This is a genomic window from Desulfocurvus thunnarius (assembly GCF_055390965.1).
This window is the reverse complement of record NZ_AP042411.1, coordinates 3,576,631-3,593,192: the sequence shown is the minus strand read 5'-3', so window position 1 is coordinate 3,593,192 and position 16,562 is coordinate 3,576,631. Positions and strand designations below refer to the sequence as shown.

Genomic DNA, 16,562 nt, shown 5'->3' with positions numbered 1-16,562 from the left:
CGTTTTGAACCTGGCCCGGGCCCTGGAGCGCCTGGGCCGGGTTCGCGGTGTGCGCCTGGGCGGGGTTTCGCGCGTCTACCGCACCCAGCCGCAGGACAAGCGCGACCAGCCCTGGTTTGCCAATCAGGTCGCGCGCGTGCTATGCGACGAGACGGTGACGCCCGAAGGCCTGCTGGACGCGCTTCTGGCCATCGAGTCGGCCCTGGGCCGCGAACGGGGCCCGGGCGCCCCCGAGCGCTTCGGGCCCCGGGTCATCGACCTGGACCTGCTGCTGTTCGGCGGGCGGACGATGCGCACCGGGCGCCTGGAGTTGCCCCATCCGCGCATGGAGCGACGGGCCTTCGTGCTCGTGCCCCTGGCGGAGCTGGCCCCGGGCCTGCGCCTGCCCGGAGGCCGGACGGTGGAGGACGCCCTGGCGCACCTGGATTTCCAGGTCGTTTCCGGCCCGCAGGGCGAGGAAATCCGACAGTAGGGCGCAAGGGCGGGATTGAGCGCGCCCCGAAAAGGCCGGAGGTGTCCCCGCAAGGAGTGGGGCGCCTGCGGCCCAGTGGTCGGCAAGCCCGCACCAGGAGAGCTTCAAGCCGCTCTTCTGGTGCAGCAGGCACCCGATGGCGACGGCGCAAGGCAATATCCAGCGGCGCCCCCGGTCCGCTCCCTGCGGGGCCGAAACAGGGGGCACAAACTTGAAGTTTCACTTTAACAAACCAGCCAAGGATGGGGTATCATGCTGAAATTCCTGATTCTGGCCGCCGCGCTGTTCCTGCTGTTCAAGCTCTTCAAGGGCGACGCCCGGCGCAAGGAAGTGCGCGAGGAAAAGGAGCAGGAAACCCTCAAGGCCTCGGGGGAGATGGTCAAGGACCCCATCTGCGGCAGCTATGTGTCCCGCGAGGATTGCGAAATCCGCGTGCGTAACGGCGATACGGTACATTGCTTCTGCAGCTACGAATGCCGCGACAAGTACATGAAGCAGCTCGAAGGCAAGGCCGAGGAAACCAAACCCGTGGAATAGGGCGCCCCTGGCGCGCCGGAGTCGCCGGGGGGCCGCTCCGCACCGCGCCGCGTCCGCAACAGGGAGACGACGCATGCGCTTTTTCATCGATACGGCCAATCTTGAGGAGATCCGCAAGGCCAAGGCCTACGGGCTCATCGACGGCGTGACGACCAATCCGAGCCTGTTCGCCCGCGAAAAGGAAGACTGGCGCACCCTGGCTCAAAAAATCTGCGCCGAGGTCGAAGGCCCCGTGAGCCTGGAAGTGGTCGGCCTCACGGCGGCGGAAATGGTCCGCGAGGGGCGCGACCTCGTGCAGTTCGGGCCCAACGTGGTGGTCAAGATCCCCATGACCATGGAAGGCCTGGCCGCCGTGCGCGAGCTGGCCGCCATGGGCATCGACACCAACGTGACCCTGGTCTTCTCGCCGCTCCAGGCCCTGCTGGCGGCCAAGGCGGGGGCCAGCTACGTCAGCCCCTTCGTGGGCCGGGTGGACGACGTGGGCGGCGAGGGCATGGCCCTGGTGGAGCAGATCGTGACCATCTTCACCAACTACGGCTTCTCGACACAGACCCTGGTGGCCAGCGTGCGCAGCCCGATGCACATCCTGCAAAGCGCGCTGCTCGGCGCCGACGTGGCGACCATCCCCTTCAACGTGCTGGAGAAACTCTCGCGCCACCCGTTGACGGACAAGGGTCTGGACGCGTTTCTGGCCGACTGGAAGAAAACCCCCGGCGCCGGGGCCTGACCCCGGCCCCGCGCCCGCGCCACCCGCTGCGGCGGAGCGCCCCGATGCCCATCCAAGGCCCCTTTCCGGGGCCTTTTCTTTTGCGAAACCCCAGTGAGAAGAAGCAGAACGGAGCCGGGCAGACGGCTGCCCAGAGGCGACCGGGCCGCCCCGGGCGAACGCCGGAGCGCACGGATTCTGCACGCCCCGGCGCCCGTGCCCCGGAGCTGCTCCTCCCGCTGTTGCAGTCTCTGCATAGCGGAGCGGCGGAGCGCGGGCCGCTGCCGGATCGTTCCGGCGAACAGCCGTACGCGGGAATCTTGCCCCGCCCACGGCAACGGTTTCGGCTGTAACCCAACAATCAGACTGTCTTTTCCGGCATGAAACGAGCACAAAAGACCGCTTCACGTCATGGAAGAGCCACCGCGTCTCGCACATCGCACCTGGAGAAACGCCTCTGCCGGCTCGCGCATTTTCGAGACGCACTCCGGCTCTCCCGGGTCGCGGCAGCAAGGCGAGAGGAACGCCGCGCAGGGGAGAGCCCCTGCGTCTGCCGGAGGCCGAGAATCAGTCCGGTACGAGCTCCTGCTGACGAGGACGAAGGCCAGGGCGCCACCAACAGGGCACCAGAGGCGTTTTCGACCGCCAACGCGACCCCGTGGTCGTTCCGACCCTCAAAAAGGCCGCAGAAGGCTTGTACGAAGGTGCCGAGGGGACGAAAGCCCGTCGCGCAGCCTTCAAAAGCCCCAAAGAATCCCCAGACCTCCCTGGAGTTGCAGTGCCGCCCGAAGCCTGTTCAGCGCATCCGTCCAAAACCTGAAGCGCAGCAATCCGAAGGGCAGCGGCGCAGGCCGCTTTTCATGCCCTGTTCACCGGGGCCTGATTGTCTCATAATGTAAATTATGTTAACTTTAGGAAGAGGCAAGGAGTGCGTATCTATTTGAAATACAACAGCTTACAAATCCACTTGCGGATCGTGAAACAAAAGCAATCCGCACCGCTGCAACTTGAAGAACCACCGCGCGTTCCCTGCGCGCGTTCCCTTGCCGGCGCTTCCACAGGAGCACCCGCCTGGAGGCGAATCCATCGCCCTACGGGCCATGGTCGACCTTGCCGCGCGGCCCCCCCCCGGCCCCGGGGTCTCCTGCGCTCCGTGCGCCCGCAGGACGCCCGGAACCCTGCATCCGCGACCCGAAGTCCGGATTACGTCCCGAAAATGCGCGAGCCGGACCTCGCCCGGGCACGCCAAGGTCGTGCCGCCGCTGCGACACCGTGAAGCCATGAAGGCGTTCCCCGACCATGCGGGCATCCGGCTCCCGACTTCCTGTCCCGAATATCCCCGCAAGCCGCGCCCCGGCGCATGGCCGGGGAACGTTTCTCTCCCGATCCCACGGCTCACGCCCCCCTGAAGACCACGGAAAAACACCCACCATCCCGGGGCCCAGCCTGCCCCGCGCTCCCGCCGCAACGCCTTCCCGCGAACCGGACAGCACACGGAATTTCCACAGTTTGCTCTCCGGTCGCGCCCCCTGGCGCTGTCCGCACTCCCGGAGCGGTTGCCCCCCGGCCATGACCGTTTCCGGTTCCCGGCGGGCGGATTGTCGGCCTGTGGCGCCCCAGGCGTACCGCCAGTGCCAAAAACACGAACGACCTGAAATACAAAATGATTTTCAGGCAGCAGCAGCGAAATGAACAGGCGTCGGCACCAACGCCACGCCCCCCTTGTTCCAACGGCCCCAAGGCCATGGCTCCAGGCGGGGACACCCGTCTCCCGGCCCGGCCAGACGCGGCAAGGCGGCTCCGGCTCGAAGCCGGGGCCGCCTTGCAAGAAAAACCACCCTCGCCGCCCGGAACTCAGACAGGGGCAATAAGGACGCAACATCTTAATTTAGATGGAATAAATATACAACTTAAAGTAGAGCTTGAAGCAAGGTGAAAACACATTGGGCACCCCGGCCTCCCTCTTCCGCGCCGCCGGGTCCGGCCCCCCTGCTCCGGCGGTCCGGCGCCGCGGGCGCCCCCCGCCCTGGCTGCGCTTTCCGGGCCTCCCGCGCCCTACTTGCTGGTCAGGCGGAACACGCCGTCCCAGGCTTCGCCGGGGGCCACGGGCGGCGTCGCCTTGAACAATTCGCAGCGGGCCATGAACGCCCGCGAAGGCGTGACCTTGGCCTCGGGCACCAGTTCCAGGGCGTCGGCCCGGGCGAAGCCCTCGCAGGCCGCGTCCCAGCGCATGGCCAGATAGTGCTCCATGGCCTCGCCGAACACGCGCAGCAGCTCGCGCTGCCCCTCGGTCAGCCCGCCGCGCAGGGCCACGACCTCGAACACACGCACCGGCTCGGACTTGCCGACCACGGCGATGGTGTCGATGAAACGCGCCTCGACCAGATCGCCCACCCGGCAGGGCTCGCCGCGCTCGTCGCGCGCGGGCTGGCCCAGCGTCGCCTCGCTGACCAGGGTGTACACCCCATACTGTTTGGCGCCGGATTCCAGCCGCGCGGCCAGGTTCACCGCGTCGCCCATCATGGTATAGTTCATGCGCATGGTGCTGCCCATGTTGCCGACCACGATCTCCCCGGAGTTCAGGCCGATGCGCATGCGCATCTGGTGCACGATGCGCGGCCATTTGTCCCCCGGGGCCCAGACCTCGGGCGGGTAGCCCTTGACGTTACGCTCGGCCTCGCCCGGCCCCTGGCGCTCGGTGCTCCATTTTTTCCGCAATTCCGCGAGCTTGTTTTGCATCTCCACGGCCACGCGACAGGCGCGGTAGCCGTGGTCGGGCACGTCCATGGGCGCGCCGAAAAAGGCGATCACGGCGTCGCCCTCGTATTTGTCCAGGGTGCCCTTGTCGGCCAGGAGGATGTCCGTCATGGCCGTGAGATATTCATTCAGAAGTTCGACCAGTTGCGAGGCCGTCAGCTTTTCGGAAAAAGTCGAGAAACCCTGCACGTCGGAGAAAAACGCCGTAATGACCCGCGCCTCGCCGCCCAGGGTCGGGTTGGTCTTGCTGCGGAACATCTCTTCGATGAGTTCCGGGGACAAATAGCTCTGGAACGTGGCGTGCAAATACTTCTTCTGGCCTTCCTCGCGCCAGTATTTGAGCAGGGTCAGCAGCGCGAAATTCACGGCCAGCACAAGCAGCGGATACAGCGGCGACAGAAAAAAACCCTTGGCCTGCATGCTCCAAAAGGCGCCATAGCCCAGCCCCACGGCGCCCGCGCCCAGGGGCGGCAGGCTCCAGGCCGCGCCGACCCAGGTCAGCAGTCCGGTGGTCAGCACCCCGGCGGCCAGCAGCAGCAGCAATTCCAGCCCCCAGGCCCAGGGCGGGCGCTGGATGAACTCCCGGGCCAGGATGTTGTCCACCACCGTGGCGTGGACCTCCACCCCGGGCAGGACGGGATCCAGGGGCGTGGCCCGCAGGTCCACCAGCCCGGCGGCGGAAGTGCCCAGGAAAACGATCTTTCCTTCCAATTCCCCGGCCTCGAGCTTGCCTTCCAGTACCCGCCAGGCCGGAACGTAATGGAAGGTTCCGCGCGGGCCGCGATACTTGGCGTAAATCTGGCCCTGGGCGTCCACGGGCACTTCGGTGGTGCCCACGCGCACGCTCTCCACGCCGTCGCCAGCCACCTTGACCAGCACCTGGCGCTGACCCAGGGCGGCCATGAGCGTGGCCAGGGCCAGGTTCGGGTAGACCCGGTCCTGAAAGCGCACGAACAACGGGGTCTTGCGGTAGATACCGTCGGGGTCGGGCCTGGTGTTGAAGAAACCCGACATGCGGGCTTTTTGCGAGAGCTCCGGGATGTTGCAGACCACCGCCGGGGCGTCGATGAGAAAGGCCGAGGCTGCGGGCGCGTCCTTGTCGCGCTTTTCCACGAGAACCACGGGGTGCAGGGCGCAATCGCCGCTCCCGCCGCGCAGTTCGTCCAGGGAGCGGTCGAAATGGAAATTGTAGCCCAGCACGAAGGGGCCACCGGCCACCACGTCGCCGAACACGCGGTCGTTGTCCATGAGCGCGTCGGGCAGGCCCGCGAAGCCGACGTCCACCCGCAGGTCGCGGCGCAGGGCCTCCTGGAGCACCCGGGGCGAGGTCCGGTCGGGTTCGGAAAAAACGATGTCCAGGCCCACGGCCCGGGCTCCGGCCTCGTGGATGCGCGCCAGCAGCAGCGCCACGCGGTAGCGCGGCCAGGGCCACTGCCCGAAGCGCGCCAGGCTGGCCTCGTCCAGGTCCACCACCACGGGCACCCCGGTGGTGGTGCTCGTGGCCGTGGCCCGGACCAGGGCGTCGTATATCTTGAAATCCAGGTCGCGCAGCAGCCCCGGCTGCTGGCGGTACAGCCAGGCCACCAGGACCGTGGCCGCCAGCCCGCAGCACAGCAGGAAGGCCCGGCTGTCCCTGAAACGCGCCAGACGCCGCCCGATTCCCGTCGCCATGCGCCCCCTCCCCTGCGCCGCCCTGCCCTCCCGCACCACGCGGGACGGAAGACGGCGTTTTTGGGTTGTAGCAGGAACACGGCCCGAGGGGAACGGCCCGCGCGGCCCCCGGCCCTACTCCACGAAAAGCGGCACGTGCCCGAAGCGCGCCACGTCCACCAGCCCCCGGTCCGTGAGCTTCAGGGCCGGAATCACCGGCAAGGCGAGGAAGGACAGGGTCATGAACGGGTCCGCCCCGTGGCCGGGGCGCAGCAGCCCGCGCGCGGCCCCGTTCAGGGCGTCCAGCGCGGCCGCAACCTCCGGCGCGGGCCGGTCGGCCATGAGCCCGGCCACGGGCAGGGGCAGCAACGCCAGCACCCGCCCGTCCAGCGCGGCGGCCAGCCCGCCCCCGGCGTCGGCCACGGCCCGCACGGCCAGGGCCAGGTCCGCGTCGTCCATGCCCGCGGCCACGATGTTGTGCGAGTCGTGCGCCACGCTGGAGGCCACGGCGCCCCGGGCCAGTCCCAGCCCGCGCACCAGCCCCAGGCCCACGTTGCCCGTGGCCGCATGCCGCTCGACCACGGCCAGCTTGGCCAGATCGCGCCCGGGGTCGGCCACGGCCAGCCCGTCGCGCAGCGGCACGTCCTCTTCCAACGCCTCGGTCACGATCTGCCCGGGTACCACGCCGATGACCCGCGCCCGGCGCCCGGCGGCGGGGATGGCGAACAGCCCGGGCTCCACGGGGCGCCCCAGGCGCATGCCGTTGCCCGGCGGGGGCACAGGGCTTGCGAAGTCCAATTCCGCAACGGGCCTGCCGCCCAGCCAGCATTCTGAAATTGCAAACGATTGGAGGTCGTCCAGGAGCACGAAGTCGGCCCGCCAGCCCGGAGCCAGGGCCCCGCGCCCGGTCAGGCCGAAATGCCGGGCGGTGTTGATGGAGGCCATCTGCACCGCGCGCACGGGCGGCACTCCGGCGCCCATGGCCAGCCGCACGGCGTGATCCAGATGCCCCAGGCGCACCAATTCGTCCGGGTGGCGGTCGTCGGTGACCAGGGAACAGTTCTGGGCGTTGAACTCGTTGACCACAGGCAACAAATCCAACAGGTTGCGCTCGGCAGAACCTTCGCGGAGCATGAGGTGCATGCCCCGGCGCAGCTTCGCGCGGGCCTCGCGGACGGTGGTGCTCTCGTGGTCCGAGTCCGGCCCGGCGGCCACGTAGGCCGACAGCGCCGCGCCCTCCAGGCCCGGGGCGTGGCCGTCCACCTTGCGGCCCCGGGCGGCGGCCAGCTTGGCCATGACCTGCCCGTCTCCAGCCAACACACCGGGGAAATTCATCATTTCGCCGAGCCCCGGCACGCGCCCGGGCGCGGCGGCCAGCAGCCGGGCCACGGCGGCTGCATCCAGGGTCGCGCCGGAGGTTTCCAGGTGCGTGGCCGGGACACACGAGGGAATCATGACGAAGAAGGCCACGGGCAGGCCCCGGGTGGCGTCCAGCATCCAGCGCACCCCGGCCTCGCCGAGCACGTTGGCGATCTCGTGCGGGTCGCAGACCACCGCCGCCGTGCCGCGCTCCGCCACCGCTCGGGCAAGGCGCGCGGGCGTCAGCAGCGTGGATTCGACGTGGATGTGCCCCTCCACCAGCCCCGGGCAGAGCCAGCGCCCGGCGGCGTCCACTTCGCGCCGGGCCTCGCGCCGGGCCGGGCCCGGCTCCCCTTGCACGTCCACGGCGGCCACGAGGCCGTCCGCCACGACCAGATCGGCCCGGTGGATTTCCCCCGCAAGCACGTTGACCAGCCGTGCCCCGCGCACCACGAGGTCGGCGGGCTCCCGGCCCTGGGCCACGGCCAGCAGACGGGCCGTGCGCGCGGTTTCCTGTGCCTCGACGGTCTGGGCGGTCTGGGCCATGGCCGGAACCTCCACCAAAAGGTTGAAGTGATGCTTCAGGTTTGCGGCGGGGCGTAGGTCCAACCCGCGGGGGGCTGGGTTTTCCAGCGTTTGTGCAGCCAGTACCACTGCTCCGGATGTCGGCGGACCATGCACTCCACGGCCTGGGTGTAGAACAGGGCGGCCTGATGGATGCGCGCCTCGCGGCTGCCGTCCAGGGTCCGGGTGTCCAGCCCCGGGGAGGTATGCAGGGCGTAACGGCCCCGGCCCTCACGCAGCAGGAACAACGGCTGGATCAACGCCCCGGCGCGCAGGGCCAGCAGCGCCGGGCCCCTGTTCACGGCGGCGATGCGGCCCAGGAAAGGCAGGAACACGGCCTCGGAGGTGCCGGTGTTGTGGTCCACCAGGAAGGCGGTGGTTCCGCTGCGGTGCAGGCAGCGCAGCACCCGGGGCGCGGCGTTGCGGTGGTCCAGGACTTCCAGGCTGGGCCGCGAGCGCAGGCGGGTGGTCAGTTCGTGCAGGGCCTGATCCTTGGGGCGGCGGACCACGATCTGCTTCTCGCGCTCGGGCAGCAGCAGGTGGAACACCGGAGCCAGAAGTTCCCAGGCCCCCAGGTGCCCCGTGGTCGCCACCACCGGCCCCTCGTGGGCCCGCAGGGCCTCGAAGCCCGCCGGGTCGGCAATGCGCAGCCGCTCGCGCAGGAAGCGCGGGTCCACGCGATGGGAAAGCAGGATTTCCAGGAACGAGCGGCCATTGTGCCCGAAGCTTGCCCGCGCCGCAGCCCGGGCCTGCTCCGGGGCCAGCCCCAGCAGGCGGCCCATGGCCTCGCAGGCCATGTCGCGCCGCCCTGGCAGCACGCGCCACAGGGCCCGGCCCAGCAGTTCGCCCCGGGCGGCCACGGTGTCGAAATCCCAACCCTGGCCCCAGGCGGCCAGCAGTGCGTAGACGATATCCTTCATCGCTCCCCTCGCCTACAGCCGCAGGGCGCAGTAGGCCCGGGCCAGCCCGGCCCGGGAATGCAGAATCATCCGGCTGCGGAACCAGCCCGGCCCCTTGGCGCGGCGCACCTCCAGGCGCGGCACGTCCAGCGGGTCCGTGCCCGCCGCCACCGGGCCCCGGCGCAGGGTCAGCAGCAGGTCCAGCCCCGCGTCGCGCGCGGCGCGCCGGGCCACGGGGTGGGCCTTGCCCCAGGGCCAGGCCAGGGCCGTCACCTGGCGCCCGAGCAAATCCTCCAGCCCCTGGCGCGAGCGCGCGAGGTTCTCGCGCACCCGGGCGTGCATCTCGGCCTCGGTTTCGGCCCGGCCCTCGGCTTCGCGCCACAGGGGCCGGGCCAGCTCCGGAGCCAGGCGCGGCGCCGGGCCCGGGCGGCCCCCTTCGCGCCACGGGGCGTAGGCCCAATGGTCAGGAATTTCCGCCAGTTCTCCAGGGCCCAGCGGGCCCATGGCATGGGTCAGGGAATGGCTGCCGACCTCGAACAACTCGAGGTCGGCCAGTTCGCGCAACTCCGCACCCGAAAGCCAGGCCGAGCGGTCGCCACTCAGGGTGAAGGCCCGGTGGGCGGCGTCGGCGACGACCTCGCCCTGGTGGCAGGGGGTGTCGTCCGCGCGCAGGCGGTTGTTGATGACGAAAACCGTCCCGCGCAGGCCGAGCTGTGCGAACAGTGGCGCCACGCGGGTGTACAGGTCGCAGAAGCCGTCGTCGAAGGTCAGGCAGACCGCCGGGCCGGGCAGCGGCTCCCCGGCCAGCACACGGCGCAGCTCCGCCAGCGTCAGCGCCCGCACCCCGCTGGCCGCCAGCCAGCGCATCTGCTGCGTAAACGCCGCCAGGGGCACGCCGTTGCCGCCGATGTTGTGGTAGCAGAGCACCGGCACGCTGCTGCGGCCCAGCCACTCAGCCCAGGGCATGCAGGCGCGCCTCCAGGTCGCGCGCGGCATCGGCCAGGGCCTGCCCGCGCAGGGCTCCGTCGGCGGACACGGCATACGGCTCGCCGAAAATCACGCGGCAGGTGGAAAACGGCAGGGGCAGCTCGAAGCGGTCCCAGGCCTTGCGGAAGACGAAGGCCCGCGAGCAGCGCACCCGCGCGGGCACGAGCACGGCCCCGGCCTTGGCCGCCAGCAGCAGCACCCCGTCCTTGACCTCGTGGCGCGGGCCGCGCGGGCCGTCCACGGTAACGAAGCCGTTGACGCGCCCGCCGCCCTCGCGCATGGCGCGCACGGCCTGGCGCAGGGCCGCCAGCCCCCGGCGCGAGCTGGACCCCCGCGCGGTGCCGATGCCCAGGCGCTCCAGCACGCGGGCCAGTATCTCGCCGTCCTTGCTGGCCGAAACGATGGCCACCCAGTGCGTGTCTTCGCGCAGGGCCGGGAAGCAGAACAACTCGTTGTGCCAGCAGGCGACCACCGTGGGCCGCCCCGCGGCCCACGGCTCACGCAGGGCCTCGCTGTTCTCCACGCGGATGCGCAGGGTGCCGAGCAGCAGGCGATAGAGCACCGTCAGCAGCAGCGTCACCAGCCCCACGGGCAGGGGCAGCCTCACGCGGTCTCCAGTTCGCAGCCCGCCGGGGCGCCCTGGCCGGGCTCCTCGCGGAACTGCATGCTGTGCAGCCGGGCATAGAGCGGGCAGGAAGCCAGCAACTCGGCATGGGAGCCCGTGGCCACCACGCGGCCGCGCTCCATGACCACGATCACGTCGGCCCCGACCACCGTGGACAGGCGGTGGGCGATGACGATGCTCGTGCGGTTCTGCATCAGGTTCTCCAACGCCGCCTGGACCTTGCGCTCGGATTCGGTGTCCAAGGCGCTGGTGGCCTCGTCGAGGATGAGCAGCGGCGGGTTCTTGAACAGGGCCCGGGCGATGGTCAGGCGCTGTTTCTGGCCGCCGGAAATCTTGACCCCGCGTTCGCCGAGCACCGTGTCGTAGCCCCCGGGCATCTGGGTCACGAACTCGTGGGCGTAGGCCGCCCGCGCGCAGGATTCGATGCGCTCGGGGTCGGCGGCCTCGCCCTCGGCGCCGTAGGCGATGTTGTCGCGCACGGTGGTGTCGAAGAGAAACGCGTCCTGCGAGACGATGCCGATGCTGCGGCGCAGGGTGGCCAGGGTGTAGTCCTCCACTGGCCGACCGTTGAGCACCACCCGCCCGGCCTGGGGCACGTAGAAGCGCGGCAGCAGGTTGACCAGGGTCGTCTTGCCCGAGCCCGAGGGGCCGACCAGGGCCACACGCTGCCCGGCGCGCACGGTAAGGCTCACGCCGTCCAGCGCCGGGCGGGCGCAGCCCGGATAGGTGAAGGTCACGCCTTCCAGGCGCAGTTCCTCGAAGGGCCCGGAGAACTCCGTCCGCCCGCCCTCTTCCTCCACGATCTCGGGGGCGTCGAGAATCTCGAAAACGCGTTCGGCGCCCGCCAGGGCGCGCTGCACGTCCATGTTGTAGCTGTTGAAACGCTTGATGGGCTCGTAGATCAGCCCGGCGGCGGCCACGAAGGAGATGAACATGCCCTGGGTGATCTCGCCGTCCATGACCTGCTGCCCGCAGTACCACATGACCACGGCGATGCCCAGGGCGCCGACCATGTCCATGATCGGCGAGGACATCTCGCTGAAGATCACTTCCTTGCGGGCGATATCCACCAGACGGCGGTTTTCCACGGCGAAGCGCGCGTTCTCGTGGCGCTCGGTGGCGAAGGCCTTGACCACGCGGATGCCCGAGAAGGCCTCGTTGAGGATCACCGAGATGTCGGAGATCTTGCTCTGGTTCCTGCGGCCTATCTTCCTGAGTTTTTTCCCGAAATAAATGATGGGATACACGGCCAGGGGCAGCACGAACACCGCCAGGGTCGCCAGGCGGGGGTTCATGTAGAAGGCCACGCCGAGCAGGCCGACCACCTCCAGGCAACTGCGCACGAGCATGACCACGGCGGGCAGGCTGTTGCGAATCATGTTCACGTCCATGATGATCCGCGACTGGAGCATGCCCACCTGGGTGTCGTCGAAGAAGTTCATGGGCAGGCGCAGGATCTTCTCGTGCAGCTCGTTGCGCAGCCGCTCAAGCACGCGCAGGCCGCACATGCGCATCAGGTAGTTCTGCGCGTAGCGGAACACGCCCTTGACGGCGAAGACCAGGACCATGAGCAGCGGATAGAACACCAGCTTGGTCCGGTCGTGCTCGGCGAAGATGGAGTCCCACGCGGGCTGGAAGAGATAGGCCGAGGCCGAGGAACTGACGGCCACGATGCCCATGGAGATGACGGCCAGGGTGATGGGGCCCTTGTAGGGCGCGAAATAGCCCACGCAGCGCTTGAGCAGCGGCAGGCTGTGCAAATGGTCCTTTTTGGTCGATCCCATGAAATTCCTTGCTTTGCGGCTCGGGGGCGCCGGTGCGCCCCGTGACGCGCACTGGATACGCCAAGCGGCTCCGGAAATCCAGCCCGGCCCGGGCCGGGCGCGGGGGCCGCCCGGGAGCCGATGGATCGCGCGCCGAACCATCGAATTTTGCGATTTGACCCCGGGCGGCTCCAGAGGCTTCACTGGGACATCGTCAGCACAAAGGAGCGCCCCATGAGCAATTCCCCGTCCGGCCCCGTTCTCGACTGCGCGGGGCTGGCCTGCCCGCAGCCCGTCTTACAATGCAAACAGTGCGTTGACAACGATTCCCCCGCCGTGCTGGAGGTCGTCGTGGACAACGAGGCCGCCCGGGAAAACGTCACCCGCTACCTGGGCACCCGGGGCTACGCCGTCGCGGCCCAGGCCCGGGGCGGCACCTGGCGCCTGACCGCCCGGCGCGAAGGCGCCCCGGCCCAGGCCGCCCCCGCCGCAGCGCCCGCGCCCCGGGCCGCCGCGCCCCAGGAGCGGAAAGTCTGCGTGTTCCTGCCCTCGGAGTTCGTGGGCAGCGGCGACGACACCCTGGGCGCCAAGCTCATGGTCGCCTTCCTGGGCACCCTGCCCGAACTGGGCGACGAGCTGTGGCGCCTCGTGCTGGTCAACAGCGCGGTGAAAATGACCGTGCCCGGGCACCCGGCCTTCGACAAGCTCAAGGCCCTGGCCGACGCCGGAGTGTCCATCCTCGTTTGCGGCACCTGCCTGGACTTCTTCGGCCTTCTGGACCGCAAGGCTCTGGGCGACACCACCAACATGCTCGACGTGGTGACCAGCCTGCAGCTTGCCAGCAAGGTCGTTCGCGTCTAGTTTCGCGGCATGACGCCACGCACACGCCCCGGGCGGGAGCCGCAGGCCCCCGCCCCTTCTGTCACGTCCGGCCCTTCTGTCACGTCCGGCCCGGGCGCCGGTTCCGGCCCCGGCGCCCTGGTGCGCATCAACAAGGCCCTGGCCGATGCCGGGGTCTGCTCGCGCCGGGCGGCGGACGAACTGGTGGCCGCCGGGGCCGTCACCGTCAACGGCCAACCCGTGGCCAGCCCCGGGCTGCGCATCGACCCCGTGCGGGACGCGGTGGCCGTTCACGGGCGGGCGGTGGCCGTGCCCGTGCCCGGCGCGCGGGCCCACACGCTGGTCATGCTCAACAAGCCGCCCGAGGTGGTCACCACCGCCAGCGACCCCCAGGGCCGCAGGACGGTGCTCGACCTGCTGGGCCAGGATTTCGGCGCGGCGCGGCTCTACCCCGTCGGGCGGCTGGACTATTTCTCCCAGGGCCTGCTGCTGCTCACGGACCACGGCGAGCTGGCCAACCGCCTGACCCACCCGCGCTGGCACCTGCCGAAGGTCTACCATGTCCTGGTGCGCGAGGCGGTGCCTGCGGCGACGCTGGCCCTGTTCTCCCGGGGCATGATCCTGGACGACGACGGCCAGGCCCTGGCCCCGGCGCCCACACGGGTGCTGCCCGCCGCGCCCCGGCCCGGCGCCGCCCGGGGCACGCTGCTGGAAATGACCCTGACCCAGGGCGTGAACCGCCAGATCCGGCGCATGTGCCAGCAGGCGGGGCTCACGGTGCTGCGCCTGACGCGCGTGGCCCAGGGGCCGCTGGCGCTGGGCGACCTGCCCGAGGGCCGGGCCCGGGCGCTGACGCCCGGCGAGGCCGCCGCCTTGCTGCGCGCCGTGGGCCTGGAGCCCGGGGAGGGGGGAAAAACATCCTCGCAAGCGCCCGCCCCCGGTTCCCGGCCCGGCGCCATGCGCAGCCAAGGGCCCGGAGCCGGACCGGGCGCCAAATCAGGCGGCAAACCGAGCCTCAAGCCGGGCGGCACGCCGCGCTCCGGCTCCGGCCCGCAGGTCGGCCCCAAGCCCGGAAAAGCTTCAGGCTCCGGCTCCGAACCCGCCGCCACGCCGGGCCGCGGGGCCAAGGGCACCGCCCCGGGCGGGGCCAGGCGCCGGGGCTGACCCCCCGGGGCGTTCAAGCACCTGCCACCCCACTCCGCCGCACCGCGCGGGCCTCGACGCCCGGAACGGCTGCATCGAAGCCCCTCTTCGCCCGGCCAGCGGCTACTGGCCCAGGTTTTCCACGCCCTGGGCGCCCTTGTCGCGGTTGTCGAACACGTCGGCGCCCTTGGGCGGGCTGAAGGCGAACACGTCCGCCGGAAGCTCCACGTCGAAGGCCAGATTTTCCAGGGTCACGGCGTTGATGTTGCCGAAGAAGTCCACCAGTTCCATGCGCGTCATGACCATGCGTTGCGGGTCCACCCACACCGTGGCCTCGACCAGGGACGGCTCGGCCTTGCGCGGGATGAGGTGCAGGCGGCGCAGGCCCGCGTCCTCGCCCTGGTCCTCGACCCAGAAATCCTCGTCCAGCCGGGCCTTGCCCGCGATGAAGCGCAGCATGGTCCGCGAGTCGAGCACCTGCTCCACGGTGTAGCGGTAGGCGGTCTGCTCCAGCTCGTACCACGCCCAGACTTCATTCTGCCCGACCACCAGCAGTTCCGGCTCGGGGGTCATGGTCTGCCAGCGGATGAGCGAAGGCCGCTTGAAGCGCACGGTGCCCGTGCGCGTGCCGCGTTCGCCGCTGGCGGCGTTGACCAGGGTCTGGGTGAAGGCGGCCTCGAAGCTGTCCAGGGTTTCGTAGCGCCGCTGCATGGCCGCCGTGAGGGCCGCCGTGTCCTCCGCCAGGGCGGCCGGGGCGGCGTGGGCGGCGCCGGGGCCGTGCGGAGGCAGGGGTGCGGCCAGGATGGCCGCCAGAAGGAACAGGGTCATGAAACGGAACAGGGGCATAGGGCCTCCGGAGGGTGCATGGTTGCTCTTGCTGCCCGGAGGGTATATGCAGGCCCTGCCCCAGGCAAGGGGTTTGCGCGCCCCGGCGCCCGGCTCGCCGGGCCCGGCCCGCAGGCCCAAACGCCGCGTCGCCACCCGCCCCCGCACCCAGGAGCCGCTCATGACCACCACGCCCCCCGCCTGCGCCCCGGCCATCACCCAGTTCCAGCAGCGGCGCATCGAGGCCGAAATCCTGGCCGAAGTCCACGCCGTGCTGTGCGAGGACATGCCCGGGCCCGAGGCTGTGGCGGTCATTGCCCGGGCCACGGCCCGCGCGGCCCACGCCGCCGGGGCCGCCTTTGCCGCCGCCGCGCCCGGGGGCCCGACCCTGGAGCATTTCGCGGGGGTTGTCGCCCTGTGGCGCGCCGGAGGCGCGTTGGACGTGGAAGACGTGGCCCTGGAAGGCCGGGCCCTGCGCCTGAGCGTGACCCGCTGCGCCTACGCCGACCTGTACATCCGGGAGATGGGCCTCGCGCCGGAGCTGGCCCGGGCCCTGTCCTGCTCGCGCGACGAGGCCTTCGCCCGGGGCTATTCGCCCCGCCTGCGCATGGAGCGGCCCCGAACCATCGCCCAGGGCGCCCCGCGCTGCGACTTCCTCTACCGCTGGGGCGATTAAAGGTCCGGAGCCTGGGCATCCCGGGCCACGGCCCGGGCCAGGTCCGCGTCCGTCCGCCCGTCGGCGTCGGCCGCCGTCGCCTGCCCCGGCGCCACGCGCGGAAACAGCCTGCGCAGGGTGCCGTCCACCTCCTCCAGCCAGCGCGCGCGCTGCTGCGCGTCGGACAGGCAGACCACCCCGAAGGTCCGGCGGTGCACATCCTCCACGCCGCACAGGCCGAAGACGCAGTTCTTCCACAGCGTGTCCAGCGGGTCGCCGAACACGGCGGCCTCGCGCTCCTGCGGGGTGTTCGAGGTGTTGAAGACCACGGCCCGCCGCGCGCGCAAGAGCCCCTCGGGCACGCCCTCGCCCCCGTCCCCGGCCACGAAGCGGTAGGCCACGTCCACGCGCACCACGCGGTCTATCCAGCCCTTGAGCACTGCGGGCGGCATGCCCCACCAGTTGGGATGCACGACGACGATGCCCTCGGCGGCCACCAGGTCGGCGCAATGGGAGCTCACTTCGGGCGGCAGCTCCGCCCCGCGCGCGCTCTCCCCGTCCGGCAGCAGGGGGTCGAAGCCTTCGGCGCAGAGGTCGTGAAAGGTCACGGCGTGGCCCTCGGCTTCCAGGGCGGCAACGGCGGCGGCGGCGATGGCGTGGTTCAGGCTGCCCGGCGCGGGGTGGGCCAGAATGACCAGCATGTTCATGGAGCGCTCCTTGCGTCGGGGTGTGAGCGGGGCGTGTGCATGGGGCGGCATGCCCGGCAACGCCCGGGAAAGG

At 70.5% G+C, this 16,562-nt stretch carries 14 protein-coding genes; 6 read left to right on the top strand and 8 right to left on the bottom strand.

Features of this window, described 5'->3' with window-relative positions:
- The first annotated feature begins 4 nt into the window (after window positions 1-4).
- The 3 genes from folK (at window position 5) to fsa (ending at window position 1,736) form a co-directional block, all read left to right on the top strand.
- The gene (gene folK / locus ACZ5KV_RS15950; protein WP_464240273.1) at window positions 5-472 is read left to right on the top strand and encodes a 2-amino-4-hydroxy-6-hydroxymethyldihydropteridine diphosphokinase; all 468 of its coding nucleotides are present in this window, start codon (window positions 5-7) and stop codon (window positions 470-472) included.
- A gap of 252 nt (window positions 473-724) precedes the next feature.
- Window positions 725-1,009 (top strand): transcriptional regulator, encoded by a 285-nt coding sequence (locus tag ACZ5KV_RS15945; protein ID WP_464240272.1) that lies wholly within the window; start codon window positions 725-727, stop codon window positions 1,007-1,009.
- A 73-nt stretch (window positions 1,010-1,082) separates the two neighbouring features.
- Entirely contained in the window at window positions 1,083-1,736 is a 654-nt protein-coding gene (gene fsa / locus ACZ5KV_RS15940) for a fructose-6-phosphate aldolase (protein WP_464240271.1), read from the top strand.
- A 2,034-nt stretch (window positions 1,737-3,770) separates the two neighbouring features.
- On the opposite strand, the gene ACZ5KV_RS15935 is transcribed toward fsa, so the two are convergent.
- From ACZ5KV_RS15935 to ACZ5KV_RS15910, 6 genes are all read right to left on the bottom strand, one after another.
- Window positions 3,771-6,143, bottom strand: coding sequence for a CHASE2 domain-containing protein (locus tag ACZ5KV_RS15935; protein WP_464240270.1), 2,373 nt, complete (start codon window positions 6,141-6,143; stop codon window positions 3,771-3,773).
- A gap of 114 nt (window positions 6,144-6,257) precedes the next feature.
- On the bottom strand, window positions 6,258-8,027 hold the full coding sequence (gene ade / locus ACZ5KV_RS15930; RefSeq protein WP_464240269.1) for an adenine deaminase: 1,770 nt from the start codon (window positions 8,025-8,027) through the stop codon (window positions 6,258-6,260).
- A 35-nt stretch (window positions 8,028-8,062) separates the two neighbouring features.
- On the bottom strand, window positions 8,063-8,965 hold the full coding sequence (locus tag ACZ5KV_RS15925; RefSeq protein WP_464240268.1) for a lysophospholipid acyltransferase family protein: 903 nt from the start codon (window positions 8,963-8,965) through the stop codon (window positions 8,063-8,065).
- Window positions 8,966-8,977: 12 nt separating this feature from the next.
- The gene (locus ACZ5KV_RS15920; RefSeq protein ID WP_464240267.1) at window positions 8,978-9,910 is read right to left on the bottom strand and encodes a polysaccharide deacetylase family protein; all 933 of its coding nucleotides are present in this window, start codon (window positions 9,908-9,910) and stop codon (window positions 8,978-8,980) included.
- Entirely contained in the window at window positions 9,897-10,538 is a 642-nt protein-coding gene (locus ACZ5KV_RS15915) for a lysophospholipid acyltransferase family protein (RefSeq protein ID WP_464240266.1), read from the bottom strand. Before ACZ5KV_RS15915 ends, ACZ5KV_RS15920 begins: the two co-directional genes overlap by 14 nt.
- Window positions 10,535-12,340, bottom strand: coding sequence for an ABC transporter ATP-binding protein (locus ACZ5KV_RS15910; protein ID WP_464240265.1), 1,806 nt, complete (start codon window positions 12,338-12,340; stop codon window positions 10,535-10,537). Before ACZ5KV_RS15910 ends, ACZ5KV_RS15915 begins: the two co-directional genes overlap by 4 nt.
- A 213-nt stretch (window positions 12,341-12,553) precedes the next feature.
- On the opposite strand from ACZ5KV_RS15910, the gene yedF reads away from it, so the two are divergent.
- Together yedF and ACZ5KV_RS15900 are read left to right on the top strand one after the other, a co-directional pair.
- Window positions 12,554-13,180 (top strand): sulfurtransferase-like selenium metabolism protein YedF, encoded by a 627-nt coding sequence (yedF, locus tag ACZ5KV_RS15905; RefSeq protein ID WP_464240264.1) that lies wholly within the window; start codon window positions 12,554-12,556, stop codon window positions 13,178-13,180.
- A gap of 120 nt (window positions 13,181-13,300) precedes the next feature.
- A complete protein-coding gene (locus tag ACZ5KV_RS15900) occupies window positions 13,301-14,323 on the top strand; it encodes a pseudouridine synthase (RefSeq protein WP_464240263.1) in 1,023 nt (340 codons plus the stop codon).
- A gap of 102 nt (window positions 14,324-14,425) precedes the next feature.
- Here the strand turns inward: ACZ5KV_RS15900 and lolA are convergent, their stop codons facing one another.
- Entirely contained in the window at window positions 14,426-15,148 is a 723-nt protein-coding gene (gene lolA / locus ACZ5KV_RS15895) for an outer membrane lipoprotein periplasmic chaperone LolA (protein ID WP_464240262.1), read from the bottom strand.
- A 160-nt stretch (window positions 15,149-15,308) separates the two neighbouring features.
- Between lolA and ACZ5KV_RS15890 the strand changes: the two genes are divergently transcribed.
- Window positions 15,309-15,803 carry an L-2-amino-thiazoline-4-carboxylic acid hydrolase gene (locus tag ACZ5KV_RS15890; protein ID WP_464240261.1) on the top strand — a complete coding sequence of 165 codons (495 nt, stop codon included), beginning with the start codon at window positions 15,309-15,311 and terminating at the stop codon, window positions 15,801-15,803.
- Here the strand turns inward: ACZ5KV_RS15890 and ACZ5KV_RS15885 are convergent.
- On the bottom strand, window positions 15,800-16,489 hold the full coding sequence (locus ACZ5KV_RS15885; RefSeq protein WP_464240260.1) for an NAD(P)H-dependent oxidoreductase: 690 nt from the start codon (window positions 16,487-16,489) through the stop codon (window positions 15,800-15,802). The genes ACZ5KV_RS15890 and ACZ5KV_RS15885 overlap by 4 nt on opposite strands.
- Window positions 16,490-16,562 lie beyond the last annotated feature (73 nt).

Excerpts from the sequence above, each read along its gene's own strand:
- fsa (WP_464240271.1), top strand. The coding sequence starts at position 1,083 with ATGCGCTTTTTCATCGATACGGCCAATCTTGAGGAGATCCGCAAGGCC.
- lolA (WP_464240262.1), bottom strand. The coding sequence starts at position 15,148 with ATGCCCCTGTTCCGTTTCATGACCCTGTTCCTTCTGGCGGCCATCCTG.
- ACZ5KV_RS15885 (WP_464240260.1), bottom strand. The coding sequence starts at position 16,489 with ATGAACATGCTGGTCATTCTGGCCCACCCCGCGCCGGGCAGCCTGAAC.
- ACZ5KV_RS15945 (WP_464240272.1), top strand. The coding sequence starts at position 725 with ATGCTGAAATTCCTGATTCTGGCCGCCGCGCTGTTCCTGCTGTTCAAG.
- yedF (WP_464240264.1), top strand. The coding sequence starts at position 12,554 with ATGAGCAATTCCCCGTCCGGCCCCGTTCTCGACTGCGCGGGGCTGGCC.
- ACZ5KV_RS15920 (WP_464240267.1), bottom strand. The coding sequence starts at position 9,910 with ATGCCCTGGGCTGAGTGGCTGGGCCGCAGCAGCGTGCCGGTGCTCTGC.
- ACZ5KV_RS15910 (WP_464240265.1), bottom strand. The coding sequence starts at position 12,340 with ATGGGATCGACCAAAAAGGACCATTTGCACAGCCTGCCGCTGCTCAAG.
- ACZ5KV_RS15935 (WP_464240270.1), bottom strand. The coding sequence starts at position 6,143 with ATGGCGACGGGAATCGGGCGGCGTCTGGCGCGTTTCAGGGACAGCCGG.
- ade (WP_464240269.1), bottom strand. The coding sequence starts at position 8,027 with ATGGCCCAGACCGCCCAGACCGTCGAGGCACAGGAAACCGCGCGCACG.
- ACZ5KV_RS15925 (WP_464240268.1), bottom strand. The coding sequence starts at position 8,965 with ATGAAGGATATCGTCTACGCACTGCTGGCCGCCTGGGGCCAGGGTTGG.
- ACZ5KV_RS15890 (WP_464240261.1), top strand. The coding sequence starts at position 15,309 with ATGACCACCACGCCCCCCGCCTGCGCCCCGGCCATCACCCAGTTCCAG.